Genomic DNA, 25,505 nt, shown 5'->3' with positions numbered 1-25,505 from the left:
GATACCGATGTTCGCTTATGCCCTCCGCCGGGTCGTCGCCACCATCCCGGTGATGGCGATCGTGGCGCTGTTCGTTTTCAGTCTGCTCTATATCTCGCCCGGCGATCCGGCGGCGGTGATCGCGGGCGACCAGGCCACGCCGGCGGATGTGGAGCGCATCCGCCAGAGCCTCGGCCTGGACCGGCCCTACCTCGTCCGCTTCGGCGACTGGGCCTGGCACATCATCCAGGGTGACCTTGGCGTGTCGATCTTCACCAACCTGCCGGTCAGCACAATGATCGCGCAGCGGATCGAGCCGACGCTCTCGCTCATGGTCATCACCCTCATCCTCGCGGTCAGCATCGCCGTGCCGATGGGCGTGGTTGCGGCCTGGAAGCAGGGCACCTGGATCGACCGCGCCGTGATGGGCTTCGCCGTGCTTGGCTTCTCGGTGCCAGTCTTCGTGGTGGGTTACCTGCTCGCTTATATCTTTGCGCTGGAACTGGATTGGCTGCCGGTGCAGGGCTACACGCCCTTCGCCCGCGGGGTCTGGCCCTGGTTCCAGAACCTCATCCTGCCCGCGATCGCGCTGGGCGGCGTCTATATCGCCCTCATCGCCCGCATCACCCGCGCGACGATGCTGGAGGTCCTGCAGCAGGACTACATCCGCACCGCGCGGGCCAAGGGCGTGGGCCAGAAAGGCATCCTCTTCCTGCACGCCCTCAAGAACGCGGCGGTGCCCATCGTCACAGTGGTCGGCATTGGCGTCGCGCTGCTGATCGGCGGCGCGGTGGTGACGGAGAGCGTCTTTGCCATTCCCGGCCTCGGCCGGCTGACGGTCGATGCGATCCTTCGCCGCGATTATCCGGTGATCCAGGGCGTGATCCTGCTCTTCTCCTTCGTCTACGTCCTGGTGAATCTGCTGATCGACCTTCTCTACACCCTCTTCGACCCGAGGATCCGGTATTGAGCACCACCATGCTTCAGCCGGCAGACGTCGCGGTTGCGGCGCCCCTGCCGGACATCATGCCACCCGTGAAGGCACGGCGCGGCTTCCTCGGCTTCCTGCGCCGCAACCCGACCATCGCGATCGGCGGCGGGCTGCTGGTGCTGATCATCGCCATGGCCATCTTAGCCCCGCTGCTCTGGACGGTGGATCCGACAGCCCTGGCGCCGGCCCGCCGCACGCGGGAGCCCTCGGCCATGTACTGGTTCGGCACGGACATGCTGGGCCGCGATGTTTATTCCCGCGTCGTCTACGGCGCCCGCGTCTCGCTCATCGTCGGTTTCGCCGTGGCCTTCTTCTCCTCCGTCATCGGCCTGACCATCGGCCTCTTCTCCGGCTTCATCCGCTGGGCCGACGCCATCATCATGCGGATCATGGACGGGCTGATGTCCATCCCCGCCATCCTGCTCGCCATCGCGCTCATGGCGCTGACCCGCGGCAGCGTCGGCAACGTGATCCTCGCCATCACGGTCGCCGAGGTCCCGCGCGTCTCCCGCCTCGTCCGCGGCGTCGTGCTCTCCCTGCGAGAGCAGCCCTACGTGGACGCGGCGGTCGCCTCCGGCACCAGCACCTTCCGCATCGTCATCCGCCACATCCTGCCCAACACCCTGGCCCCGATCATCGTGCAGGCCACCTATATCTGCGCCAGCGCAATGATCGCCGAGAGCATCCTCTCCTTCATCGGCGCGGGCACGCCCCCAATCATCCCGTCCTGGGGGAACATCATGGCGGAGGGCAGGGCGCTCTGGCAGGTGAAGCCCTACATCGTCTTCTTCCCCGCCATCTTCCTCTCCCTCACCGTCCTCGCCGTGAACCTGCTCGGCGACGGCTTGCGCGACTGGCTCGACCCGCGCATGGCGAAGAAGGTCTGACCCGGATGCCCGAAGCACCCCTCCTCGAGGTCAGGAACCTCCAGACCCACTTCCGTACGCCCGACGGCATCAACCGCGCCGTCGATGGCCTGAGCTTCCATGTCAACGCCGGCGAGACGGTGGCGATCGTGGGGGAGTCGGGCTGCGGCAAGTCCGTCACCTCCATGTCCATCCTCCGCCTCCTGCCCGAACCCCCGGGCAAGATCGCGGGGGAGGTCCGCTTCCAGGGCCGCGACCTGCTGAAGCTCTCGGACAAGGAGATGCGCGGCATCCGCGGCAATGACATCTCCATGATCTTCCAGGAGCCGATGACCTCGCTGAACCCCGTGCTGACGGTCGGCCGCCAGATCGGCGAGACGCTCCGCCTGCACCAGGGCCTGAACAAGGCACAGGCCGAGGCGAAGGCAGTGGAGATGCTGAAGCTCGTCGGCATCCCCGCGCCCGAGCGGCGCGTGAAGGAGTATCCGCACCAGCTCTCCGGCGGCATGCGCCAGCGCGTGATGATCGCCATGGCGCTCGCCTGTAACCCCAAGCTCCTGATCGCGGACGAGCCGACGACGGCGCTGGACGTGACCATCCAAGCGCAGATCCTGGACCTGATGCGGGACCTCAAGCACCGCGTGGGCGCCGCCATCGTCCTCATCACCCACGACCTGGGCGTGGTGGCGGAAGTCGCGGAGCGCGTCATCGTCATGTATGCCGGCCGCAAGGTGGAGGAGGCGCCGGTACGCGAGCTGTTCGCCGATCCCAAGCACCCCTACACGCAAGGGCTGCTCGGTGCCGTGCCGAAGCTCGGCTCATCGCTTACCGGCGAGGAGACGCGCCTGGCCGAGATTCCCGGCCTCGTGCCCAGCCTGAAGCAACGGATCGACTACTGCGTCTTCGCCGGGCGCTGCCCCAAGGCGACGGACCTCTGCCGCAACGTCGCCCCCGCGCTGGAGGCCAAGGCCCCGCGCCACACCGCCGCCTGCCACTATGCCGAGAAGGAGCTGATGGCCGCATGAGCGCCACGCTCTCCACCACCCCCGTCACCGACAGCGCCGTCTCGCACGGATCCTCGGGCGCCCGGCCGCTGCTGCAGGTGGACGACCTCAAGAAGCACTTCCCGCTCCGCGGCGGGCTTCTGGGCGGCGTCACCGGCCACGTCTATGCCGTGGACGGCGTCTCCTTCGAAATCGCCAAGGGCGAGACCCTGTCGTTGGTCGGCGAATCCGGCTGCGGCAAGTCCACGGTCGGCAAGGCCGTGCTGCGCCTCTTCGACATCACCTCCGGCCAGGTGGTGCTGGACGGGACGCGGATCGACACCCTCCCGAACTCCTCCCTCAAGCCCATGCGCCGCCGCGTGCAGGTCGTGTTCCAGGACCCGTTCTCCTCTCTCAACCCGCGCATGCGCGTCAGGGACATCCTGGCCGAGCCCATCCGTAACTTCGGGCTCGCTAAGGACAAGGCTGACCTCGACCGGCGGCTCAACGAGGTGATGGACACGGTTCGCCTGCCACGCGACGCCATTACCCGCTGGCCGCACGAGTTCTCTGGCGGCCAGCGGCAGCGCATCGGCATCGCGCGCGCACTCGCCGCGGAGCCCGACCTGATCATCTGCGACGAGGCCGTCTCGGCGCTGGACGTCTCGGTGAAGGCGCAGATCGTCAACCTGCTGCAGGACCTGCAGAGGAAGCTCGGCCTCGCGCTGCTCTTCATCAGCCACGACCTCGCGGTGGTGGAGCACATGACGCACCGGGTGGCGGTCATGTATCTCGGCAAGATCGTGGAGGTGGCGCCGCGCCGCTCCCTCTTCGCCGCGCCCCGCCACCCCTACACCCAGGCGCTGCTCTCCGCCGTGCCTGTGCCCCAGCCCGGCGCCGCCCGCCAGCGCATCATCCTGCGCGGCGACGTGCCGAGCCCCATCAACCCGCCCTCCGGCTGCCGCTTCCACACGCGCTGCCCCTATGTCTTCGACCGCTGTCGGGTGGAGGAACCGCTCCTCAAGGCCACCAGCCCCGCCCATACCGCTGCCTGCCACCTCAACGACCTTCCGCCCGAGCAGAACCCCCTGGTCCGGGACGGCACGCCCTTTCACTGAGGGGCTTGCCTTGACGCATCCGGGGCAGCGCGCGACGTTCTGCACCGTGAATGGCCGGACAAGGGCCGTTATGGGAAACGCGGGGAACCGAGCATGCCGAGTGTCAGCCTCACGGTGAACGGCACCTCCCACACGGTCGAGGTGGAAGGGCGCACGCTTCTGGTAGAGCTTCTGCGCGAGAAGCTGCGCCTCACGGGCACGCATGTCGGCTGCGATACCAGCCAGTGCGGTGCCTGCGTGGTCCATGTGAACGGCGAGAGCGTGAAGTCCTGCACCATCCTCGCCGTGCAGGCGGATGGCGGATCGGTGACGACGATCGAGGGCCTGGCCGGCCCGGACGGCGCGCTGCACCCGATGCAGGAGGCCTTCCGAGAGTACCACGCCCTGCAATGCGGCTTCTGCACCCCGGGCATGGTCATGTCCGCCATCGACTTGGTGAAGAAGCACCCGGATGGGATGAGCGAGCACGAGATCCGCGAGGGTCTGGAGGGCAATCTCTGCCGCTGCACGGGCTACCACAACATCGTCCGCGCCATCGCCGCCGCGCAGGAGGTGATGCACGGCCGGGCCGCGGCCCTGGCACCGGCGGAGGCCTGACGCAATGTATGATTTTGCCTACCACAAGCCCGCGACCCTGGCTGAGGCCGTCGGCCTGCTCGCCGACCCGGAGGCGCGGCCCATCTCCGGCGGCCAGACCATTCTGCCCGCGCTGAAGCACCGGCTGGACCGGCCCGCCGCCCTGGTGGACCTCTCCGGCATCGCGGAGCTGCGCGGCATCCGGAAAGACCGTGACCGGCTGGTCATCGGCGCCATGTCCCGCCACTTCGAGATCCAGACCAGCCCCGTGGTGCAGGCAGCGATCCCGGCCCTGGCCCGGATGGCCGGAATGCTCGGCGACACGCAGGTCCGCAATCGCGGCACCATGGGCGGATCGCTGGCCAACAATGACCCGGCGGCGGACTATCCCGCGGCCGCGCTCGGCCTGGGCGCCACCCTGGTCACCAGCGGTGGCCGCAGGATCGGGGCGGATGATTTCTTCCAGGGCATGTTCGCGACCGCGCTGGAGCCTGGCGAGCTGCTCGTCTCCATCGAGTTCCCGGTCCCCGAGAAGGCCGGCTACGCCAAGATGCGGAACCCGGCTTCCCGCTACGTTATGACGGGCGTCTTCGTCTCGCGCGGCCCGATGGGGGTCCGGGTAGCCGTGAACGGCGCCGGACCCGGCGTGTTCCGCCAGCCGGATATGGAAGCGGCGCTGGAGGCGAACTGGTCCGCCGATGCGGTGGCCGCGATCCGGCAGGATCCGGACGGGTTGAACGGCGACATCCACGGCAGCGCCGAGTACCGCGCGCACCTCGTCACCGTCATGGCCAAGCGCGCCGTCCTGGATGCCGGCTGAGCCCGGCCCGGCCCCCGCCACGGAAGGCGGGGGCGGGGAGGGGAGGCACCTCGTCGTCATCGGTGCTGGCATCCTCGGTGCCTGCACGGCGCTGCACGCCCTGGACAGGGGTTTCCGCGTCACGCTCATCGACCCCGGCGAGCCGGGCGGGGAGCAGGCGGCCTCCTACGGCAACGGCTGCTGGCTTTCCGTCATGTCCGTTCTGCCGCCGGCCGGGCCGGGGCTGTGGAAGAAGGTGCCGGGCTTCCTGGCGGACCCGCTCGGCCCGCTCGCCATTCGGTGGCGCTACCTCCCCCGCGTCCTGCCCTGGCTGCTGTCCTATCTCCGCTCCGGCTGGACCGAGGCCCGCGTGTTCAGGACCGCCGGCGCCCTCCATGCCCTGCTGAAGGGGGCCCCGGCACTCCACAAGGCGCTCGCGGAGCGGGCCGGGGTGGGCGACCTGATCCGGCAGGACGGGCTGATGTACGTCTATCCCTCCCGCGAGGAGTTCGAGGCCGAGGCCATGGGCTTCCGCATCCGGCGCGCGCTCGGCCTCTCCTGGCGGGAGATCGGGCCGGAGGAGATGCGCCGGCTCCAGCCGGAGCTTTCCCCCCGCTACGGCTTCGGCGCCCTCTTCGAGGCCGGCGGCCACTGCACCGATCCTGGCGCCTACGTCGCCGCACTAGTCCGGCAGGCCCTGGCGGAAGGCGCATCCCTCCGCCGCGCCGCCGCCAAGGGCTTCCGCATCGAGGGCGGCCGGCTCAGGGCCGTGCTGACGGAAGATGGGGAGGTGGCCGCCGAGCGCGCCGTAATCTGCGCCGGCGCCCGGTCCCGCCCCCTGGCCGCTGCCGCGGGATCCCGCGTTCCGCTGGAGACGGAGCGCGGGTACCACGCCGTGGTGCTGGGGGCCGAGGCGGGGCCCCGGGTCCCCGTTATGCCGTCCGACGGCAAGATGGGCATTACCATGACGGCCGCTGGCCTCCGCGCCTCGGGTCAGGTCGAGATCGCCGGCCTGGAAGCCACCCCCAACTGGAAGCGTGCGGAGATCCTGCGCGACCATCTTCTGCGCGCCTTCCCCGGCCTGCCGCAGGGTCTCGGCACCGAGCGCGTGCGCTTCTGGATGGGCCACCGCCCCTCCATGCCGGACGGCCTGCCCTGCCTCGGGCCCTCCGCCGCTACGCCGGACGTGGTCCTGGCCTTCGGCCACGGCCATGTCGGGCTGGTGGCCGCGGCCCGGAGCGGCGAGGCGGCGGCGGCCATGGCCGCCGGGGCAAGCCCAAGTTTCGCAATCGAACCTTACGACCCCCGACGATTCGGCTAGCATTCCTCGCTTGCACATGCCAGCATGACGATACCGGTCCTGCATCCCGTCGGGCCGATCTATGCGGATAATGAGATACAGTGTTCCCCGAGAATGAATCCCAGGGTGGCACCGGGCCCGTAGAGGCTGAGGTGAAGTGGTACAACGGCCGCAAGGGTTTCGGCTTCGTGCTCGGGCCCGACGGACAGGACGTGTTCTTCCACGCATCGGCGATGGCCGAGGCCGGCATTCAGTCGGCTGACACGGGCGACAAGCTCGTCTGCGAGATCGGCACGGATCGTCAGGGGCGCCGCCTGGTGACCCGCATCGTGGAGCTGAAGCCCGGCCCGGGCGGCGGCGCTGGCGGTGGCGGTGGCTTCGGGGATCGTCCGCCGCGCCGTGACTTCGGTGGTGGTGGCTTCGGGGATCGTCCGCCGCGCCGTGACTTCGGTGGTGGCGGCTTCGGGGATCGCCCGCCGCGTCGCGAGTTCGGCGGCGGTGGTGGCGGCTTCGGGGATCGCCCGCCGCGCCGTGAGTTCGGCGGTGGCGGCGGCTTCGGCGGCGGCGGTGGTGGCTTCGGTGCCCCGCGCCGTGAGTTCGGCGGTGGCGACCGTCCCCCGCGCCGCGATTTCGGCCGCGACGAGGGTGGCCCGACCTACGCCGTGAACGGCACGGTGAAGTGGTTCGACCAGGTGCGCGGCTTCGGCTTCGTGACCCCGGACGATGGTGGCCAGGACGTGTTCCTGCACTCCTCCGTCCTTCAGCGCGCCGGCGTGCAGGACGTTCAGCAGGGCCAGAAGGTGGCGCTGGACGTGCGCGACGGCCAGCGCGGCCGCCAGGCCGTGCAGTACAAGGGCGACTGATTTCGGCAGCCCTGCCGATTCTTGGAAGGCCCCGGCCCCGCGCCGGGGCCTTCTGATTCGAACGGCACGTGATCCCAACGAATCGCGATGCCTTCAGCTTTCCTTCACGCCTCGGAGTCACTCTCCCCCCGAGGGCGGATGACCCGCCAACGCGAAGGGAAGACCCCGATGGCGATGAACTCGGTCAATACGAACCTCGGCGCGCAGGTCGCGCTGCAGTCGATGAACCGCACCAATGATGCGCTGAACGCGACACAGAAGCGGATCTCGACCGGCTACCGCGTCTCCGACGCAAAGGACGACGGCGCAGCCTTCGCCGTGGCTCAGACGGTGCGGGCCGATATCGCTGGCCTCACCTCCGCGAACGAGCAGATGGGAAGCGTACAGGGTATCCTGGACACGACGCTCGCCGGCCTGAACAAGGTCTCGGACACCATGACCGAGCTACGCGGCGTGCTGGTGAAGCTGGCGGACGGCACCCTCTCGGACAGCCAGCGCTCGCAGTACCAATCGCAGTACGACTCCCTCCGCACCCAGGTGCAGAACTTCATTTCCGACGCGACCTATAACGGCCGCACCCTGCTCACCACCTCGACCGGCGCCGGCGGCGGCAACATTGCCACGACCCGAAACGAGCAGGCAACGCTCTACACCCTCACGGCTGTGGAGGGCGCCGGCACCCTCGTCGTTGCCGCAGCGCCCACCGATGCCGCTGCTGCCGCCTCGGCCCTGGCCTCCGGCGGTAATTTCACCACCACCATGACGGCGGTGAACACGGCGCTGAACACCTTCGGCAACGCCTCGAACTACCTCGAGAACCAGATGAGCTACAACAAGGAGAAACTCGACTCCCTGAACACCGGCCTCGGCTCGCTCATCGACGCCGACCTGGCGAAGGAGAGCGCGCAGCTCCAGGCCCTGCAGATCAAGCAGCAGCTCGGCACTCAGGCGCTGGGCATCGCCAACCAGTCACCCCAGGGCCTGCTCAGCCTCTTCAAGGGCTGAGGCCGATGGAACCGGCCGGGTCGAGTGCTTATCCTCTTCTCTGAAAAGGGAGGACGGGCGCCATGGCCGGAATGGACGAGAACGGAACCTGCATTGTCGGCTGGGCACACACGCCCTTCGGCCGGCTGGAGGACGCGCCGGACGCCGAGGCGTTGATCGGGCGCGTGGCCCGCGCCGCCATCGAGGACGCGGGCATCGCCCCCGTCGAGGTGGATGCGATCTATGTTGGCCACTTCAATGGCGGCTTCCAGAAGCAGGACTTCCCCTCGTCGCTGGTGATGCAATCGCTGCCGGAGCTGCGCTTCAAGCCGGCCACGAGACTGGAGAACGCCTGCGCAACCGGTTCCGCCGCCATTCACGGCGCGAGGGACTTCCTGGCCGCCGGCCGCGGCCGTTTCGCCCTGGTGATCGGGGTGGAGAAGATGACGGCCATCCCCGGCGCACAGGTCGGGGACGTGCTGCTGGGCTGCGCGTACCGGCAGGAGGAGGGCGACATCCCCGCAGGCTTCGCCGGCGTCTTCGCCCGTATTGCCGAGGCCTATTTCCAGCGCCACGGCGACCAGTCCGATGCCCTGGCGGCCATCGCTGCGAAGAACCACCGCAACGGGGTGGACAACCCCTATGCTCAAATGCGCAAGGACCTGGGTTACGACTTCTGCCGCCGGGAGAGCGACCGCAACCCTGTCGTCGCCGGCCCACTGAAGCGCACGGACTGCAGCCTCGTCTCCGACGGTGCCGCGGCAATGGTGCTGACCGACGCTGAAACCGCGGCGACCCTGGGCAAGGCGATCCGCTTCCGCGCGGCGGTGCAGGTGAACGACCTGATGCCGATTTCCGCCCGCGACATCACCCGCTTTGAGGGCGCGCGGGAGGCATGGCGCCGCGCCTATGAATCGGCCGGGATCGCCGTCTCCGACCTCTCCTTCGCCGAGGTGCACGACTGCTTCACCATCGCCGAGCTGATCGACTACGAGGCCATGGGGCTGGTGCCGGAAGGGCAGGGGGCGCGTGCGGTGCTGGATGGCATGGTGCAGAAGGACGGCCGCCTTCCCGTGAACGCCTCCGGCGGCCTGAAGTCGAAGGGCCACCCGATCGGCGCCACGGGCGTCTCCATGCACGTCCTCTCCGCCATGCAGCTGGCGGGGGAGGCGGGGGCGATGCAGGTCCCCGGGGCCACGCTCGGCGGCGTCTTCAACATGGGCGGCGCCGCCGTGGCGAACTACGTGTCCATTCTGGAGAGGCTGCGCTGAGCGAATCAGCCCTCGGTATGCGCGCGCTGCTCCCCGTCGCGGAACAGCGCCTCGATCTCCTCGAGGCTGAGCTGCGACGTGACCTTGTCGTCATCGATGGAGGAGATCTCGGCCAGCGGAATGTAATGGTGCTGGCCGTCGGCGCTGCCGCTCCGGGTCAGCTTGATGCGTCCGGCATCCAGATCATCAACCGTGCCCACATGGCGGCCCCGGCAGTCCACCACCGGCATGTGCTCGCGGATCAGCGTCGTATCGACCATCGGGGCCTCCTATCCGTTCCCGTGCGGGCCCATAACGGCGGCGCGGGTCAGGGGATGCGCGAATGAGCGGCGGCCGCCTGCCGCTCCTCGTCGGGTCGGAGGTCTATCGCGGCTCCACTTATGGCCCGAAGCACCCCCTGGCCATCCAGCGTGTGCCCGCGACGCTGGACCTGATCCGCGCCCTCGGCTGGCTGGACCCGCGCCGCTACCTCGACAGTCCCCGCGCCACCCCGACCCAGCTCGCCCGCTTCCACACGCCGGACTACGTCGCTGCCCTGCAGCGGGCGGAGGAGGAGCGGTCCGTCCCGCCGGAGGTGCGGGAGCGCCACCATCTCGGCGCCCACGGCAACCCCGTGTACAGGGAGGTGTTCCGCCGCCCCGCCACCGGCGCGGGCGGCGCGATCCTCGCTGCGCGGCTCACCCTGAGCGGCGGCATCGTCCACGTTCCCGGTGCCGGTACGCATCACGCCATGCCGGACCGCGCCTCGGGCTTCTGCTACATCAACGATCCCGTCATCGGGCTGTTGGAGTGGCTCGATCTCGGCCTGACCAACACTCTCTACATCGACATCGATGCTCACCACGGAGACGGGGTGGAGCTTGCCTTCCACGACGACCCGCGTGTTTTCACCCTCTCCGTCCACGAGGCCGGCCGCTGGCCCTTCACGGGCCGGCTGACGGACCGGGCCGGCGGCCACGCCCGCAACATCCCCGTTCCCCAGGGCTTCAACGACACGGAGATGGCGCATGTCCTGCACCACGCCATCCTCCCCATCCTCCGCCACCTGCGCCCGCAGGCGGTGATGTTGCAGTGCGGCGCCGACGCGCTGGAGGAGGATCCGCTGGCCCGGCTCTCGCTCTCCAACAACAGCCATCTGGCGGTCGTGCGCGCCGTGATGGCCGAGGTGCCGCGGCTTATCGTCACGGGCGGTGGCGGGTACAATCCCTGGACCGTCTCGCGCTGTTGGGCTGCGGTCTGGGGCGCGCTGAACGCTTATCCCGTGCCGGATCGCCTGCCGCCCGCGGCCGAGGCGGTGCTGCGCGCGCTGGAGTGGGACCGTGCCGCCGGGCGCAACCCGCCGGAGCACTGGTTCACCACGCTCGTCGACGCCCAACGCCCTGGCCCGCTGCGCGCGGAGGTGGTCCAGGCCTGCGAGGCGGTGCTGGAAGGCATGCCCCAACCCGCCCTTGCCGGATGACGCCCCGATGGATGACCCCGAGCTCCCGCTTTTCGTCTACGTCACCGCTGCCGACGCCGCGGAGGCCCGGCGGATCGGCCGCGCCCTGGTGGACGAGCGTCTGGCCGCCTGCGTGAACATCCTGCCTGGCCACGCTTCGATTTACCGCTGGGAAGGCGCGATCGAGGAGGCGGAGGAGGGCGCCTTCATCGCCAAGACCACCCGTTCCCGCTTCGAGGCGTTGCGGGCGCGGGTTCGGGCGCTCCACTCCTACACGACGCCCTGCATCGTCGCCCTCCCGATCTCGGAGGGCGACGCGGACTACCTCTCCTGGCTGAAGGGGGAAGTCTCCTAGGCCGGCACCAGGATGCTCACCGCTGCCTGCGCCGCGATCCCCTCTTCGCGGCCCGGGAAGCCCAGCCGCTCGGTCGTGGTCGCCTTCACGGAGACCCGGTCCTCCGGCACCCCGAGCAGCTCCGCGACCTTCGCGATCATCGCCGCCGCGTGCGGGGTGATCTTCGGACGCTCGCAGATCAGGGTCACGTCCGCATTCGCCAGCACGCCGCCGCGGGCGGCTATCCGCCCGGCGGCGTGGATCAGGAACTGCGTGCTGTCCGCGTCCTTCCACTGCATCTGGCTCGGCGGAAAGTGCCGGCCGATGTCGCCCTCCGCCAGCGCGCCGTAGATGGCATCGCAGAGCGCGTGCAGCCCCACATCGGCGTCGGAATGCCCGTCCAGCCCCATGCTGTGGGGCACCTCCACCCCGCAGAGGAAGAGCTTGCGACCTTCCACCAGCCGGTGGACGTCGAAGCCGGTGCCGACCCGCGGCAGGAAGCGCGGCAGCATCGCCGCCTCAACCCGCTCCAGGTCACCGGGATAGGTAATCTTCACATTGTCCTCCGATCCGGGAACGAGGCGGACGGCGTGTCCCGCCGCCTCCAGCAGGGATGCGTCGTCGGTGGCCCCTTCCGGCGCCGCGCGGTGGAGCGCGAGAAGAAGGGGGAAGCGAAAGCCCTGCGGCGTCTGCGCCCGGTGCAACCCCTCCCTCGGCACGGTGCGAGCGATGGCGCCGCCCTCCGCCAGCTTCAACGTGTCGGCCACGGGCTGGGCGGGAATGGCGCCTTCGGCCTCGGCCAGGGCCGCCACCACGGCGGCCACTGTTCCCGCCGGCACCACGGGCCGGGCGGCGTCGTGCACCAGCACCAGCCCTGGTGCCTCTTCCGCCAACGCCTCAAGCCCGGCGTGCACGCTCGCCTGCCGCGTGGCGCCGCCCGCCACGGCGGGCCTGGCGGGCAGCCCGGCCAGGATCGAATCCACCCGGCCGCGCTCGGCCTCGGCGCAGACAGGCTGGATTACATCCACCGCCCCGTCCCGCAGCAGCGCCTCCGCGGCGTGGCGCAGCACGGGCCGGCCCAGCAGCGGCAGGAACTGCTTGGAATCCGTGGCCCCCAGCCGCTCGCCCCGCCCGGCGGCCATCAGCAGCGCCGCAACCCGCATCCCGTGAATTCCCACCTTGGCCCCCATCATGGCCGCGGAAACTAGTGCGGCGGAGCGCCCGGGGAAATCGCTGGACCATCATTTCCCGCACTGCATCAGGACCATCATGCGATGGTGCTTGACCGGGCGCCTGCCCGGTTGATAGGCAGATGCCCATGCCGACAACATCACGCATTGGAGAGGTTGCCCATACCAGCGGCAGCCCGCAGCTGCGCCCGATCGTCCTAGGGGATGTCCGGATCGAGCGTCCGGTCATCCTCGCCCCCATGTCGGGTGTGACGGACCTGCCCTTCCGCCAGCTCTCGCGGCGCCATGGCACGCCCATGGTGGTCAGCGAGATGATCGCCAGCCAGGCGATGGTGCGGGAGAACCGCCAGACCCTGAAGATGGCGGAGGTGGACGGCTTCGGCGGCCCCGCCAGCGTGCAGCTTGCCGGCTGCGAGCCGGAGGTGATGGCCGAGGCCGCGCGCCTCGCCGTGGACCACGGCGCCGCGCTGGTGGACATCAACTTCGGCTGCCCCGTGAAGAAGGTGGCGATCGGCCAGCAGGCCGGCAGCGCCCTGATGCGGGACGAGGTGAAGGCCGCCCGGATCCTGGAGGCGACGGTGAAGGCCGTGCGCGTTCCCGTCACGCTGAAGATGCGGATGGGCTGGGACCACAGCAGCCTCAACGCCCCGAACCTCGCCCGCATCGCGCAGGAATGTGGGATCCGGATGGTCACGGTGCATGGCCGCACCCGGCAGATGCTCTACACCGGCACGGCGGACTGGGCCTTCGTGGCGAAGGTGAAGGCCGCCGTCTCCATCCCCGTAATCGTCAACGGCGACATCCTTGGCCCGCAGGACGCCGAGGAGGCGCTGCGCCAGTCCGGCGCCGACGGCGTGATGATCGGCCGCGGCGCCTATGGCCGCCCATGGTTGGCGGGCATGGTCGCGGAGTACCTGGCGACCGGCAGCATGCCGGAGCTGCCCTCGCTGGAAGCCCAGCACGCCATGCTGATGGAGCACTACGCCGCGATGCTCCAGCACCACGGCACGGATCCCGGCCTGCGGCTCGCCCGCAAGCACATCGCCTGGTACTCGCGCGGCCTGCCCGGCAGCGCCGAGTTCCGGGTCCGCATCAATGCCGCCGACACGGTAGAGGCCGCCCTGGCCGCGATCGAATCTTTCTACCGCCCGCTGATCGAGGCCGGGGTGGAGGGCGTGCGCGACATGTTCCGGGACGCTGGCCGCGAGGCCGGGCAAGACGCCGCCCTGGCGGCCTGAGGAGGCGCGGCATGCCTGACAGCTTGAACTCCCTCGCGGCCACCGACCTTCCCGGCACCGCGCAGCTCCTCTCCGCCCTGCCAGTGCCCGTGGTGCTGCTGGACGAGCGGGAGCGCTTCCGCTTCGCCAACCCGGCGGCGGAGCTCTTCCTTGGCCTCTCCACGGCAAGCCTCGCCCAGATGCACCTGACGGACCTGCTGCCGGAGGATTCCCGGCTCCCGGCCCTGGTCCGGCAGGTTCGCGCCGCGGACGCACCGATTTCCGACCACGACCTGATCCTCCATTCCCCCCGCATCCACCGGGAGGGCGTGGCTGCCCACGGCGCGCCACTGCCGGAGATGCCGGGCGCGGTGGTGCTGACGCTGCAGGACGGCTCCACCGCCCAGAAGCTGGACCGGCAAATGAACTTCCGCGGCGCCGCCCGGGGCGCCAGCGCCATGGCCGCGATGCTGGCGCACGAGGTGAAGAACCCGCTCTCCGGCATTCGCGGCGCCGCCCAACTGCTGGAACAGGCGGCCTCCGAGGATGACCGGGAGCTCTGCGTCCTCATCCAGGACGAGGCGGACCGCATCCGCGACCTGGTGGAGCGCATGGACATGTTCTCCGAGCGCCCGCTGGAGCGGGAGGCGGTGAACATCCACGAGGTGCTGGACCATGTCCGCCGCATCGCCGGCACGGGCTTCGCCGCGCACCTCCGTATCCTGCAGGAGTACGACCCCTCCCTCCCGCCCGTCTGGGGCAACCGGGACCAGCTCGTGCAGGTGCTGCTGAACCTCGTGAAGAACGCCGCCGAGGCGGTGGACCCGCGCGAGGGCGAGATCGTGCTCACCACCGCCTACCGCCACGGGGTGCGCCTCGCCATTCCCGGCTCGCGGGAGCGGGTGCACCTGCCGCTGGAGGTGACGGTGCGCGACAACGGCCCGGGGATCGACGAGGAGGTGCGCGCCAGCCTCTTCGATCCCTTCATCACGACCAAGAGGGGCGGGCAGGGGCTCGGCCTCGCGCTCGTCGCCAAGCTGGTGGCCGACCATGGCGGGCTGATCGAGTGCGAGAGCCGCCCCGGCCGCACCGTCTTCCGCCTCTCCCTCGCCAAGCCGCCCGCCAGCGCCCCTCAGCCCCAGGGCCGCGCCCGGGCCCGCCAGACTGCCTGACCCCTCTTCCCAAGAAGAAGAATGACCGAACGCACCATCCTTATCGCGGATGACGACCGCGCCATCCGCACCGTTCTTGCCCAGGCCCTCGGCCGGGCCGGCTACAACGTGCGCGCCACCTCCTCCGCCGCCACGCTCTGGCGCTGGGTGGAGGACGGGGAGGGCGACCTCGTCATCACTGACGTGGTGATGCCGGACGAGAACGGGCTGGACCTGGTGCCCCGCATCCGCCGCGTGCGCCCGGAGCTGCGCGTGGTGGTGATGAGCGCGCAGTCCACCTTCGCCACCGCGCTGAAGGCCGCCCAGCGCGGCGCCTTCGACTACCTGCCCAAGCCCTTCGACCTGAAGGACCTGATCTCCCTCGTCCAGCGCGCCCTGGCCGCGCCGGCTGCCGCGCCCGAGCAGGAGGAGGAGGGCGCGGAGGAGGAGCGCCTGCCCCTCGTCGGCCGCTCCGCCGCCATGCAGGAGATCTACCGCACCGTTGCCCGACTCACGACGACCGACCTGACGGTGATGATCACGGGCGAGAGCGGCACGGGGAAGGAGCTCGTCGCCCGCGCCCTGCACGACTATTCCCGCCGCCGTTCCGGCAGCTTCGTCGCCGTGAACATGGCGGCCATCCCGCGCGACCTGATCGAGGCGGAGCTGTTCGGGCATGAGCGCGGCGCCTTCACCGGCGCCATGGCCCGCGGGGTTGGGCGCTTCGAGCAGGCGGCTGGCGGCACCCTTTTCCTCGACGAGATCGGTGACATGCCGCCGGAGGCGCAGACCCGCCTGTTGCGCGTGCTGCAGGAGGGCGAGTTCACCACCGTCGGCGGCCGGACCCCGATCAAGGCGAATGTCCGCATCGTCGCCGCTACCCACCGTGACCTGCGACAGGCCATCCGCGCCGGCGTGTTCCGCGAGGACCTGTTCTACCGCCTGAACGTCGTCCCCATCCGCCTGCCGCCCCTGCGGGAGCGCGCGGAGGACATTCCCCTGCTCGCCCGCCACTTCCTGGACCGCGCGAAGGCGGCCGGCCTGCCCGCCAAATCGCTGGACAACGACGCGGTGGAGCGGCTTAAGGCCCATCCCTGGCCCGGCAACGCGCGGGAGCTGGAGAACCTGATGCGGCGCCTCGCTGCCCTCTACCCGCAGGAGGTGATCGGCGAGGATGCGGTGGCGGCCGAGCTGTCCGAGGCCGAGCCCGCCCCCGGCACCCCCGCCGCCCCCTCCACGCCCGAGACGCTGGAGCAGGCGGTGGAACGTCACCTCGCGACCTTCATGAGCGCCCATCGCGACGGCATGCCCGTGCGCGACCTCTACGAGCGGGTGCTGGCGGAGGTGGAGCGCCCGCTGCTGCGCCTGGCCCTGGCCAATACCCGGGGTAACCAGATCAAGGCCGCCGCCATGCTCGGCCTGAACCGCAATACGCTGCGCAAGAAGATCCGGGAGCTGGAGCTGCCCGTGGTGCGCGGCCTCTCGTGATGCCGCACCCGTGAGAAGGGATCCGCGCCCGTCGAAGAGCCTTCCCCGCCGGCTGGCGGACCTGCTCCTCGGCCGGGGGATGACGCTCGCCCTGGCCATCGGCGCGCTGGCTGTCGGCATCGCCTCCTTCGCCGTCCTGGCCGGTGGCAGCCCCTTCGGCGACATCACCCCGGGCCAGACCGCCGGCCTCGTCCTCGTCAATGCCGGCTTCGTGCTGCTCCTGGCGGCCAGCCTCGCCGGCCGCCTCGTCCGCGTCTGGGTTGAGCGGCGGCGGGGCAGTGCGGGGTCGCGCCTGCATGTCCGCCTCGTCCTCCTCCTCGGCGGGGTCGCCGTCGTGCCGGCCATGCTGGTGGCGGTCTTCGCCACCGTCTTCTTCCAGCTCGGCATCCAGGCCTGGTTCTCGGACAAGGTGCGGGACACGCTGGAGGCGAGCCTCGTCGCGTCCCGCGCCTACTTGGACGAGAACCGGAACACCATCCGCGCCGACGCCCTGGCCATGGCCGCCGACCTGAACCGCGCCGCGCCCCTTCTGCCGGACAACACGGTCGGGTTCAGCCGGGTCCTCGCCACCCACACCGCGCTGCGCGGGCTGACCGAAGCCTCGGTCTTCGAGCCGGTTCTCGGCCGGGTCATCGCCAATGCCGGCCTCGGTAGCACCCTGGTGGTGGAGCCGCCTCCGGCCTGGGCGATGGAGATCGCCCGCCAGGGCGATGTCGCCGTGCTCCAGCCGGAGGGGGAGGAGGGGCGCGTCCGCGGCCTCGTCGCGCTCGATATCGAGCCGGGGCTGATGCTCATCATCGGCCGCCCGCTCGATCCCTCGATCATCGAGCACATGCAGCGCACCGAGCTGGCCTTCCAGGAATACGACCAGCTCGATCGCAATCGCTCCGGCCTGCAGATCACCTTCGTGATGATCTTCGCGATCGCCACCCTGCTGGTGCTGCTGGCAGCCGTCCTGATCGGGCTCGTCATGGCGAACCAGATCGCCCGGCCCATCTCCCGCCTCATCAACGCGGCGGAGCGGGTGAGGGGAGGCGACCTCTCCGTCCGGGTGGAGGAGGGGCGGCCGGACGACGAGGTCGGCTCCCTCTCCCGCGCCTTCAACCGCATGACGAACCAGCTGGCCGCCCAGCGCAGCGAGCTGCTGGAGGCCTATCGCCAGCTGGACGACCGCCGCCGCTTCACCGAGAGCGTGCTGGCCGGCGTCTCGGCGGGCGTGATCGGCCTGGACGCGGCGGGCCGCATCAACCTGCCGAACCGCCCGGCCAGCGAGCTGCTGGGCCAGGACCTGGAAGCCGCCGTCGGCCAGCCCCTGTCCGAAGTGGCGCCGGAGTTCCGCGGCATCCTCGCTGCCGCCGCGGCCATGCCGGAGAAGCCGCGGACGGAGGAGATCCCGATCATGGGCCCTTCCGGCCGCCGCACCCTGCTGGCCCGGATCGGCGCGGAGTTCGATGCAGGCGGCCTGTCCGGCTACGTCCTGACCTTCGATGACATCACCGCCCTTCTCTCCGCCCAGCGCATGGCCGCCTGGGCGGACGTGGCGCGCCGCATCGCGCACGAGATCAAGAACCCGCTCACCCCTATCCAGCTCTCGGCGGAGCGGCTGAAGCGGCGCTACCTCAAGCAGATCAGCGACGACCCCGATACCTTCCGCGCCTGCACGGACACGATCGTGCGCCAGGTCGGCGACATCGGCCGCATGGTGGACGAGTTCTCGGCCTTCGCCCGGATGCCCCAGCCCGTGATCCGCCCGGAGAACCCCTGCCAGCTGGTCCGGGAGGCGCTGGTCCTGCAGCGGGACGCCCATCCCGCCATCACCTACGCCCTGAACGCGCCGGACGAGCCCCTTTCCGTCCGCTGCGACCGCCGCCTGATGAACCAGGCGCTGACCAACTTGCTCCAGAACGCCGCCGACGCGATCGCCATGCGGCCGGAGGGCGAGGTGGGCGGCCGCGTGACGGTGGATCTGGTCGCCGTCCCGGGCTGGCTTCACGTCTCCGTGGAGGACAACGGCATCGGCCTGCCCGGGGATGGCGAGAGGGAGCGGCTCACGGAACCGTATGTGACTCACAAGGCCAAGGGCACCGGCCTTGGGCTTGCCATCGTGAAGAAGATCATGGAGGACCATGGCGGCGGGCTGGCGCTCGCGGACGGGACGGATGGGGGAGCCCGGGCCACCCTCACTCTGCCCCTGGACGAGGCGCCCCCGAGAGAAACGGCGGAGCGGGACGGATTGCCCCAGGGTATGCAGGAACAGGGAACGGAGATGCTGCGCCATGGCGCATGACATCCTCATCGTTGACGACGAGCCGGACATCCGCGCCCTGATCGACGGCGTGCTGGCCGATGAGGGCTACGAGGTGCGCCAGGCCGCGAACAGCGACCAGGCCCTGGCCGCGTTCCGGCAGAAGCGCCCGAGCATGGTCATCCTCGACATCTGGCTGCAGAACTCCCGGCTGGACGGCCTGGGCATCCTGGAGGCGCTGCACCGCGAGGAGCCGCGCGTGCCCGTTGTCATGATCTCCGGCCACGGCACGATCGAGACGGCCGTGCAGGCCATCCAGCAGGGCGCCTACGACTTCATCGAGAAGCCTTTCAAGTCGGACCGGCTGCTGCTGATCGTCGCCCGCGCGCTTGAGGCGGCCCGCCTCAAGCGGGAGAACAGCGAGCTGAAGCTCCGCAGCGGCTCGGAGACCGAGCTGGTCGGCACCTCCTCCCTCATCGCGGGCATCCGCAGCGCGATCGAGAAGGTGGCGCCCACCGGCTCGCGCGTGCTGATCACCGGTCCTGCCGGCTCGGGTAAGGAAGTGGCGGCGCGGATGATCCATGCCCGGTCCCGCCGCGCCGACGAACCCTTCGTTGCCCTCAACTGCGCCACCCTGAACCCCGCCCGCTTCGAGGAGGAGCTGTTCGGGGTGGAGGGCGGGGCCGATCCCGTCGCCCAGCCCCGCCGGCAGGGCGTGCTGGAGCGCGCCCATGGGGGCACGCTGCTGCTGGACGAGGTGGCGGACATGCCGCTGGAGACCCAGGGCAAGATCGTCCGCGCCCTGCAGGAGCAGGGCTTCGAACGTATCGGTGGCGCGACCCGGGTGAAGGTGGACGTGCGCGTCACCGCCACCACCAACCGCGACCTCTCTGCCGAGATCGCCGGCGGCCGCTTCCGCGAGGACCTGTACTACCGCCTCGCCGTGGTCCCCATCCGCATGCCCGCGCTGCGGGAGCGGCGCGAGGACGTGCCCTCCCTTGCGCGCCATTTCATGGCCCGGTCGGCCGAGAATTCCGGAGTGCCCGCGCGCGAGATCAGCGAGGACGCGATGGCGGCGATGCAGGCCTATGACTGGCCGGGCAACGTGCGCCAGCTCCGCAACCTCGTGGATTGGCTGCTCATCATGGCCCCGGGCGGCCCCGCCGACCCGATCCGGCCGGAGATGCTGCCCCCGGAGGTCGGCTCCTCCGCCCCCGCCATGCTGAAGCTGGACCGGTCCAGCGAGATCATGACCCTGCCGCTCCGCGACGCGCGCGAGCTGTTCGAGCGGCAGTACCTGGAGGCCCAGCTCCTGCGCTTCGGCGGCAACATCAGCCGCACGGCGAACTTCGTGGGGATGGAGCGCTCGGCCCTGCACCGGAAGCTGAAGTTCCTGGGCGTGCAGGCGGAGGACCGGGCGAACGCCTGACGCCCTCTCCTGGCCCCTGGCCAGGGCTCCCGGCGGGGAGTAGGGACGGAGCCCTGTTTCCCCGGCTCGAAAGGTAGTCCGTGTCCCGCATCGCCTACGTGAACGGGTGCTATGTCGCCCAGCGCGACGCCTGCGTGAACATCGAGGACCGCGGCTACCAGTTCGGCGACGGCATCTACGAGGTGGTGCAGATCCACGCGGGCCGCTTCCTCGACGAGGACCTTCACCTCGCCCGGCTGGAGCGGTCCTTGCGCGAAATCCGCATTGCCATGCCCATGCCCCTGGCCACGCTGCGGCTGGTGCTGCGCGAGGTGGTGCGCCGGAACCGGATCACCGGGGACGGCCTCGTCTACATGCAGGTCGGCCGCGGCGTCGCGCGGCGGGACCACGCCTTTCCGAAGGTCGCACCGCCGGTCAGCCTCGTGATCACCGCCCGCCGCGCGCCGGCCTATCCCGAGACGATCGAGGGCTGGAACATCGCTGCCATCACCCACCCCGACCACCGCTGGGCCCGGCGCGACATCAAGAGCGTGAACCTCCTGCCCAACGTCCTGGCCCGCCAGGCGGCGAAGGAGGCCGGGGCAGGGGAGGCGATCCTCTACGACCCCGCCACGCGGGTGGTGACCGAGGGCGCGGCAACGAGCTTCTGGGCCGTGGACGAGAACGGCGTGATCCGCATCCCGCCCCTGAGCCACGAGATCCTGCCGGGCTGCACCCGCGCCGCCCTCCTGGCCGAGATGGCGGAGAACGGCCTGCGCGCGGAGGAACGCTCCGTCTCGCTCGACGAGCTGTCCCGCGCGAGGGAGGCCTTCATCACCTCCGCCGGCTCCTTCGTGAAGCCCGTCCTCTCCATCGACGGGAAGCCGGTGGGCGATGGCAAGCCCGGCCCGGTCTCCCGCCGCCTCTTCGACATCTTCGCCCGCCACGCGAAGGGCGCGCCGCGCAACGCCGCATGAGCGGCCCTACCTTGCTCAGGCCGGCCGCTATCGTCTGGGACTGGGACAACACCCTCGCCGACGGCTGGCCCGCCATCCGCGCCGGCCTCAACGCCGCCTTCCGCGACGCCGGCCTGCCGGAATGGACGCTGGAGGAGGTGAAGGGGCGCGTGCGGAAGTCCCTGCGCGACAGCTTCCCCGCCATTTTCGGGGACCGCTGGGAGCACGCGCGGGACGTTTTCTACGCCGCTGTCCGCGCCACCCACCTGGAGGTGCTGCGCCCCATGCCCGGCGTGGAACTCGCGCTGCGCCGGGCCGCTCGGTTCGCCCCAATGGCCGTCCTCTCCAACAAGGGCGGCTCCCTCCTGCGCGCCGAGGCCGACCATCTTGGCTGGACACCCCTGTTCCGCGCCCTGGTCGGTGCCGGAGACTGCGCGGCCGACAAGCCGGATCCCATGCCCATGCGCGTGGCCTGCGCCGCCTGCGGCGTCTCGCCCGGCGCGGCGGTATGGTACGTCGGCGACAACGCCCTGGACATGGATGCCGCCCGCCGTGCCGGCTGCGTGCCCGTGCTGCTGGGCGATGCAGCGCATGATGGCGGCCCGGCGCAGGCCAGCCCCGCGTTGCACTTCATCACGCCCGCGCAGATGACGGATGCTTTATCCGCGCTGGACAAGCTGCCCACGGCCGGGTGAGTTTGGCCCTCCCCAGGGGCGAGGACGCGCGCCCCGGCGGGGCGGGCAGGCGCAGGCCGGCCCGCGAACAAAAGCCGCGCCCGTGAGGCCACGGCCCCCCATCGAAGGGGGCCGGGCGACTTCAAAGAAGAAGGACATCAGCCAATGGCTGCCGAGAAGTCCCAGAACGTGCAGGACGTGTTCCTGAACCATGTTCGCAAGAGCAAAACTCCCGTCACCGTTTTCCTGGTGAACGGCGTGAAGCTGCAGGGCATCATCACCTGGTTCGACAACTTCTCGGTGCTGCTGCGCCGCGACGGGCACACCCAGCTCGTCTACAAGCACGCGATCAGCACCGTGATGCCGGGCGCACCCATCATGCTCTTCGATGCCGCATCCGCCGGCGCCGGGGCAGCTGCCCCGCAGCCCACCCAGGCTGGCCAGCCCATCCGAGAGACCACCATGACCCTCACACCTCGCGAGCCAAGCCCTGTCGGAAGCCACGACTGAACCGGGGGCAGGGGGACCAACTCCTGCCGCCGTCATCCTGCCCTGGGAACGACCCCCGAGCCTTGTGGAGCGGGGGATCACCGATGGCCGGGGCGCCACCCGTGCCGCCGATGCCCGCCTGGGCGAGGCGGTCGGGCTGACCGCCTCCATCGGCGTCGCCATCGTCCACACCGCGATATTCCCCCTCCGGGCCCGCCGCCCCAGCACCCTGCTGGGCGAGGGCCAGGTCGAGGCTGCCCGCGCCGCCATGGCCGAGCGGGGGGTGCAAGTGGCCGTCGTGGACGCCGCCCTGAGCCCCGTGCAGCAGCGCAACCTGGAGCGCGCCTGGGGCTGCAAGGTCATCGACCGCACCGGCCTCATTCTCGAGATCTTCGGGGAGCGCGCCCGCACGAAGGAGGGCTCGCTGCAGGTCGAGCTCGCCCACCTTTCCTACCAGCGCACCCGTCTCGTCCGCTCCTGGACCCACCTGGAGCGGCAGCGCGGCGGCTTCGGCTTCCTCGGCGGCCCCGGTGAGTCGCAGATCGAGATCGACCGCCGCTTGATCGACGAGCGGATCGTGAAGCTGAAGAAGGAGCTGGAGCAGGTGCGCCGCACCCGCGGCCTGCACCGCAAGGCCCGCACAAAGGTGCCGTACCCCGTCGTGGCGCTGGTCGGCTACACCAACGCCGGCAAGTCCACCCTGTTCAACGCCCTGACCGGCGCCGGCGTCTACGCCCAGGACCAGCTCTTCGCGACCCTGGACCCGACCATGCGGGCGATTCGCCTGCCGTCGGGCCGCACCGTCATCCTCTCGGACACGGTGGGCTTCATCTCCGAACTGCCGACCCAGCTCGTGGAGGCCTTCCGCGCCACGCTGGAGGAGGTGGCGGCCGCCGACATCATCCTGCACGTCCGCGACGTGGCGCACCCCGACAGCGCCGCCCAGCGCGCCGACGTGCTGGAGGTGCTGAACGACCTCGCCTCCGGCCCCGACGCCGCGCTCGACGAGGCCTGGGAAGGCCGGGTGATCGAGGTGCTGAACAAGACCGACCTGCTGGAGGAGCCGCCCCCGCCTCTGCCGGGCACCGTTGCCGTCTCCGCCCTCACGGGCGAGGGACTGGAGACTCTGCGCCTGCTGCTGGACGAGCGCCTCGCCGCGGGCATGGTCACGGAGCACTTCACCCTGGCCCCGGAAGACGGCGCCGGCCTGGCATGGCTGTACGAGCACGGCGAGGTGGTCGAGCGGGAGGATGCGGAGGACGGCATCCGCCTCTCCGTCCGCCTCTCCCCCGCCAACCGCGACCGCTTCGCCGGCATGTCCGGGCATGGATCGGGCCAGGAAACAGGACAGCGCGCCAAGTGACTCACTTCGATGCCGCCGCCCTGGCGGAGGTGGACGGAATTCTCCGCGCCGCATCCCGGGCCGAGATTCTGCCGCGCTATCGCCGCCTTGCTGCCGCCGACATCCGCACCAAGTCCGGGCCGCTGGACATGGTGACGGACGCCGACGAGGGCGCCGAGCGCGTCATCACCGCCGCCCTGGCGGAGCGCTTTCCCGGCTGCCTCGTGGTGGGGGAAGAGGCCTGCACCGCAGACCCCGCCCTGTCCTCACGCTTGTCCGACGCGCCACTCGCCTTCGTCGTGGATCCGGTGGACGGCACCGCCAACTTCGCCGCGGGGATGGCAATCTTCGGCTGCATGGCGGCCGCCTTCGTCGAGGGCCGCGTGGTCGCCGCCTGGGTCCATGATCCGGTCGGAGCGGACACGCTGACCGCGGCAGAGGGCGAGGGGGCCTGGCTCACCGGCGAGGACGGGTGCCGCGGCCCTGCCCTGCGCGTGGCGTCTGCCGTGCCCGTGAGTCGGATGACTGGCTGCGTCTCCTATGGCTACCTGCAGGAGCCGCTGAAGAGCCATGTCGCCGCCCGTCTGCCCCGACTCGCCAAGACCTGGCAGCTCGGCTGCGCCGCCCACGAGTATCGGTTACTGGCGACCGGCCACATCCATCTCTCGCTCTACAACCGGCTCATGCCCTGGGACCACGCGCCCGGTTGGCTGATCCACCGGGAAACCGGAGGCTACGCCGCCCATTTCGACGGCACTCCCTACGTCCCGGCGACGGATCGCGCCGGCGGCCTGATCTGCACCCCGGACCGCGCGAGCTGGGAGGAGGCGAGGGCGGTCCTGCTGGGCGACTAGCCCCGCTCGGCCCGCTTCGCCGCTCCCCAGAGCGCCTCCATCTCCTCCAGGGAAGCATCGGCCGGCCCACGGCCTTCCGCCGCGAGCCCGGCTTCCACTGCGCCGAAGCGCCGCTCGAACTTCGCATTCGCCCCGCGCAGGCAGGTCTCCGGGTCAAGGTCCAACTTGCGGGCCAAGTTGGCCACCACGAAGAGCAGGTCGCCCACCTCGTCCGCCAGCCGCGCCGGATCGGCCCCGGCCAGTTCCGCCCGCAACTCGCCGGCCTCCTCGTCCAGCTTCTCCAGCACTGCCTGGGCGTCCAGCCAATCGAATCCTACCCGTGCCGCCCGGCGCGTCAGCTTCAGCGCGCGGGTGAGGGCAGGGAGGTTCACCGCCACCCCGGCCAGCGTGCCCGTTTCGGCCCGAGCCGCGCGCTCGGCCGCCTTCTGCACCTCCCAGGCCTCGGTCTGGGCCTCCGCATCCCGGGCAGCTTCCTCTCCGAAAACATGAGGATGCCGGCGTATCATCTTGTCTTTTATTGATTTTGCCACATCGGCGAAGCCGAAGCGGCCTTCCTCCTCGGCCATCTGCGCGTGATAGACCACCTGGAACAGTAGGTCGCCCAATTCGTCCTTCAGCGCTGCCCGATCACCCCGGCCGATGGCCTCAGCCACCTCATAGCCTTCCTCAACGGTGTAGGGCGCAATCGACGCGAAGTCCTGTACCCGGTCCCAGGGGCAGCCGTCCGGTGCGCGAAGGCGCACCATGATCTCGAGTAACTGCTCTAGCTCCTTCGCAGCGACGCTCATGCCGAGATCCCCATTGTTGCAACCAAGATGAAGTGTCAGCTCTCCTGGCAAAGCAGAAACGTCTTCAGCGGGACGATGTGGTGGCGCGGGCCGTTGGCTCAGCCCGCCTGTAGGACGATCCCGCTGGCCGACCTCTTTTCCGTCCGGTCTTCTGGTACCCGTTCTTCTCGCTGTTGCTCTTCACCCTGAGAGACGGTGGTA

25 protein-coding genes are annotated in these 25,505 nt (G+C 70.3%); 22 read left to right on the top strand and 3 right to left on the bottom strand.

The window, feature by feature from the left end:
• Nucleotides 1-7 precede the first annotated feature (7 nt).
• The 10 genes from NRP21_RS25890 to NRP21_RS25845 all read left to right on the top strand — a co-directional run bounded on the left by NRP21_RS25890 (nt 8) and on the right by NRP21_RS25845 (nt 9,730).
• Nucleotides 8-949: an ABC transporter permease gene (locus NRP21_RS25890; protein ID WP_257719135.1), complete on the top strand. Its 942-nt coding sequence runs from the start codon at nt 8-10 to the stop codon at nt 947-949.
• Nucleotides 946-1,857, top strand: a complete 912-nt coding sequence (locus NRP21_RS25885) for an ABC transporter permease (protein ID WP_257719134.1) — start codon at nt 946-948, stop codon at nt 1,855-1,857. The genes NRP21_RS25890 and NRP21_RS25885 overlap by 4 nt, the downstream gene beginning before the upstream one ends.
• 5 nt (nt 1,858-1,862) lie before the next feature.
• Complete coding sequence (locus NRP21_RS25880; protein ID WP_257719133.1) at nt 1,863-2,861, top strand: ABC transporter ATP-binding protein; 999 nt, start codon at nt 1,863-1,865, stop codon at nt 2,859-2,861.
• Nucleotides 2,858-3,937, top strand: a complete 1,080-nt coding sequence (locus NRP21_RS25875) for an ABC transporter ATP-binding protein (protein WP_257719132.1) — start codon at nt 2,858-2,860, stop codon at nt 3,935-3,937. Before NRP21_RS25880 ends, NRP21_RS25875 begins: the two co-directional genes overlap by 4 nt.
• Before the next feature lie 93 nt (nt 3,938-4,030).
• Complete coding sequence (locus NRP21_RS25870) at nt 4,031-4,534, top strand: (2Fe-2S)-binding protein (protein ID WP_257719131.1); 504 nt, start codon at nt 4,031-4,033, stop codon at nt 4,532-4,534.
• Between the two features lie 4 nt (nt 4,535-4,538).
• Entirely contained in the window at nt 4,539-5,333 is a 795-nt protein-coding gene (locus NRP21_RS25865) for an FAD binding domain-containing protein (protein ID WP_257719130.1), read from the top strand.
• Entirely contained in the window at nt 5,323-6,633 is a 1,311-nt protein-coding gene (locus tag NRP21_RS25860; RefSeq protein ID WP_257719129.1) for an NAD(P)/FAD-dependent oxidoreductase, read from the top strand. The genes NRP21_RS25865 and NRP21_RS25860 overlap by 11 nt, the downstream gene beginning before the upstream one ends.
• Before the next feature lie 80 nt (nt 6,634-6,713).
• Nucleotides 6,714-7,475, top strand: a complete 762-nt coding sequence (locus NRP21_RS25855) for a cold-shock protein (RefSeq protein WP_257719128.1) — start codon at nt 6,714-6,716, stop codon at nt 7,473-7,475.
• A gap of 168 nt (nt 7,476-7,643) precedes the next feature.
• The gene (locus NRP21_RS25850) at nt 7,644-8,480 is read left to right on the top strand and encodes a flagellin (RefSeq protein ID WP_257719127.1); all 837 of its coding nucleotides are present in this window, start codon (nt 7,644-7,646) and stop codon (nt 8,478-8,480) included.
• 62 nt (nt 8,481-8,542) lie between these two features.
• Nucleotides 8,543-9,730, top strand: a complete 1,188-nt coding sequence (locus NRP21_RS25845) for an acetyl-CoA acetyltransferase (protein WP_257719126.1) — start codon at nt 8,543-8,545, stop codon at nt 9,728-9,730.
• Nucleotides 9,731-9,735: 5 nt separating this feature from the next.
• Here NRP21_RS25845 and NRP21_RS25840 read toward each other — a convergent pair whose 3' ends face one another.
• Nucleotides 9,736-9,990: a DUF2171 domain-containing protein gene (locus NRP21_RS25840; RefSeq protein ID WP_257719125.1), complete on the bottom strand. Its 255-nt coding sequence runs from the start codon at nt 9,988-9,990 to the stop codon at nt 9,736-9,738.
• Nucleotides 9,991-10,052: 62 nt separating this feature from the next.
• Here NRP21_RS25840 and NRP21_RS25835 point away from each other — a divergent pair, with 62 nt between their 5' ends.
• Nucleotides 10,053-11,189 (top strand): acetoin utilization protein AcuC, encoded by a 1,137-nt coding sequence (locus tag NRP21_RS25835; protein WP_257719124.1) that lies wholly within the window; start codon nt 10,053-10,055, stop codon nt 11,187-11,189.
• A 7-nt stretch (nt 11,190-11,196) separates the two neighbouring features.
• A complete protein-coding gene (gene cutA, locus NRP21_RS25830) occupies nt 11,197-11,523 on the top strand; it encodes a divalent-cation tolerance protein CutA (protein WP_257719123.1) in 327 nt (108 codons plus the stop codon).
• Here cutA and NRP21_RS25825 read toward each other — a convergent pair.
• Entirely contained in the window at nt 11,520-12,665 is a 1,146-nt protein-coding gene (locus tag NRP21_RS25825; RefSeq protein WP_257719122.1) for a bifunctional 2-C-methyl-D-erythritol 4-phosphate cytidylyltransferase/2-C-methyl-D-erythritol 2,4-cyclodiphosphate synthase, read from the bottom strand. The genes cutA and NRP21_RS25825 overlap by 4 nt on opposite strands.
• 155 nt (nt 12,666-12,820) lie before the next feature.
• On the opposite strand from NRP21_RS25825, the gene dusB reads away from it, so the two are divergent.
• The 10 genes from dusB to NRP21_RS25775 all read left to right on the top strand — a co-directional run bounded on the left by dusB (nt 12,821) and on the right by NRP21_RS25775 (nt 24,516).
• Nucleotides 12,821-13,930 carry a tRNA dihydrouridine synthase DusB gene (gene dusB, locus NRP21_RS25820; protein WP_257719121.1) on the top strand — a complete coding sequence of 370 codons (1,110 nt, stop codon included), beginning with the start codon at nt 12,821-12,823 and terminating at the stop codon, nt 13,928-13,930.
• 11 nt (nt 13,931-13,941) lie between these two features.
• Nucleotides 13,942-15,081 carry a two-component system sensor histidine kinase NtrB gene (locus NRP21_RS25815; RefSeq protein WP_257719120.1) on the top strand — a complete coding sequence of 380 codons (1,140 nt, stop codon included), beginning with the start codon at nt 13,942-13,944 and terminating at the stop codon, nt 15,079-15,081.
• Nucleotides 15,082-15,102: 21 nt separating this feature from the next.
• Nucleotides 15,103-16,548 (top strand): nitrogen regulation protein NR(I), encoded by a 1,446-nt coding sequence (ntrC, locus tag NRP21_RS25810; protein WP_257719119.1) that lies wholly within the window; start codon nt 15,103-15,105, stop codon nt 16,546-16,548.
• 79 nt (nt 16,549-16,627) lie between these two features.
• Nucleotides 16,628-18,835, top strand: a complete 2,208-nt coding sequence (locus NRP21_RS25805; protein WP_257719163.1) for a sensor histidine kinase NtrY-like — start codon at nt 16,628-16,630, stop codon at nt 18,833-18,835.
• Nucleotides 18,825-20,222: a nitrogen assimilation response regulator NtrX gene (ntrX, locus tag NRP21_RS25800; RefSeq protein WP_257719118.1), complete on the top strand. Its 1,398-nt coding sequence runs from the start codon at nt 18,825-18,827 to the stop codon at nt 20,220-20,222. The genes NRP21_RS25805 and ntrX overlap by 11 nt, the downstream gene beginning before the upstream one ends.
• Nucleotides 20,223-20,302: 80 nt before the next feature.
• Nucleotides 20,303-21,178 carry a D-amino-acid transaminase gene (locus tag NRP21_RS25795; RefSeq protein WP_257719117.1) on the top strand — a complete coding sequence of 292 codons (876 nt, stop codon included), beginning with the start codon at nt 20,303-20,305 and terminating at the stop codon, nt 21,176-21,178.
• Complete coding sequence (locus tag NRP21_RS25790; RefSeq protein WP_257719116.1) at nt 21,175-21,852, top strand: HAD family hydrolase; 678 nt, start codon at nt 21,175-21,177, stop codon at nt 21,850-21,852. Before NRP21_RS25795 ends, NRP21_RS25790 begins: the two co-directional genes overlap by 4 nt.
• Nucleotides 21,853-21,996: 144 nt before the next feature.
• Nucleotides 21,997-22,341 (top strand): RNA chaperone Hfq, encoded by a 345-nt coding sequence (hfq, locus tag NRP21_RS25785; protein WP_257719115.1) that lies wholly within the window; start codon nt 21,997-21,999, stop codon nt 22,339-22,341.
• Nucleotides 22,322-23,683 carry a GTPase HflX gene (gene hflX, locus NRP21_RS25780; RefSeq protein ID WP_408639668.1) on the top strand — a complete coding sequence of 454 codons (1,362 nt, stop codon included), beginning with the start codon at nt 22,322-22,324 and terminating at the stop codon, nt 23,681-23,683. The genes hfq and hflX overlap by 20 nt, the downstream gene beginning before the upstream one ends.
• Nucleotides 23,680-24,516: an inositol monophosphatase family protein gene (locus tag NRP21_RS25775; RefSeq protein WP_257719113.1), complete on the top strand. Its 837-nt coding sequence runs from the start codon at nt 23,680-23,682 to the stop codon at nt 24,514-24,516. Before hflX ends, NRP21_RS25775 begins: the two co-directional genes overlap by 4 nt.
• Here the strand turns inward: NRP21_RS25775 and mazG are convergent.
• Nucleotides 24,513-25,304, bottom strand: a complete 792-nt coding sequence (mazG, locus tag NRP21_RS25770; RefSeq protein WP_257719112.1) for a nucleoside triphosphate pyrophosphohydrolase — start codon at nt 25,302-25,304, stop codon at nt 24,513-24,515. The genes NRP21_RS25775 and mazG overlap by 4 nt on opposite strands.
• Between the last annotated feature and the right edge of the window lie 201 nt (nt 25,305-25,505).

Source organism: Roseomonas populi (assembly GCF_024594815.1).
Lineage (GTDB): Bacteria > Pseudomonadota > Alphaproteobacteria > Acetobacterales > Acetobacteraceae > Roseomonas > Roseomonas populi.
Note: the sequence above shows the minus strand (reverse complement) of the source record. Positions and strands in the feature narration are given on the sequence as shown.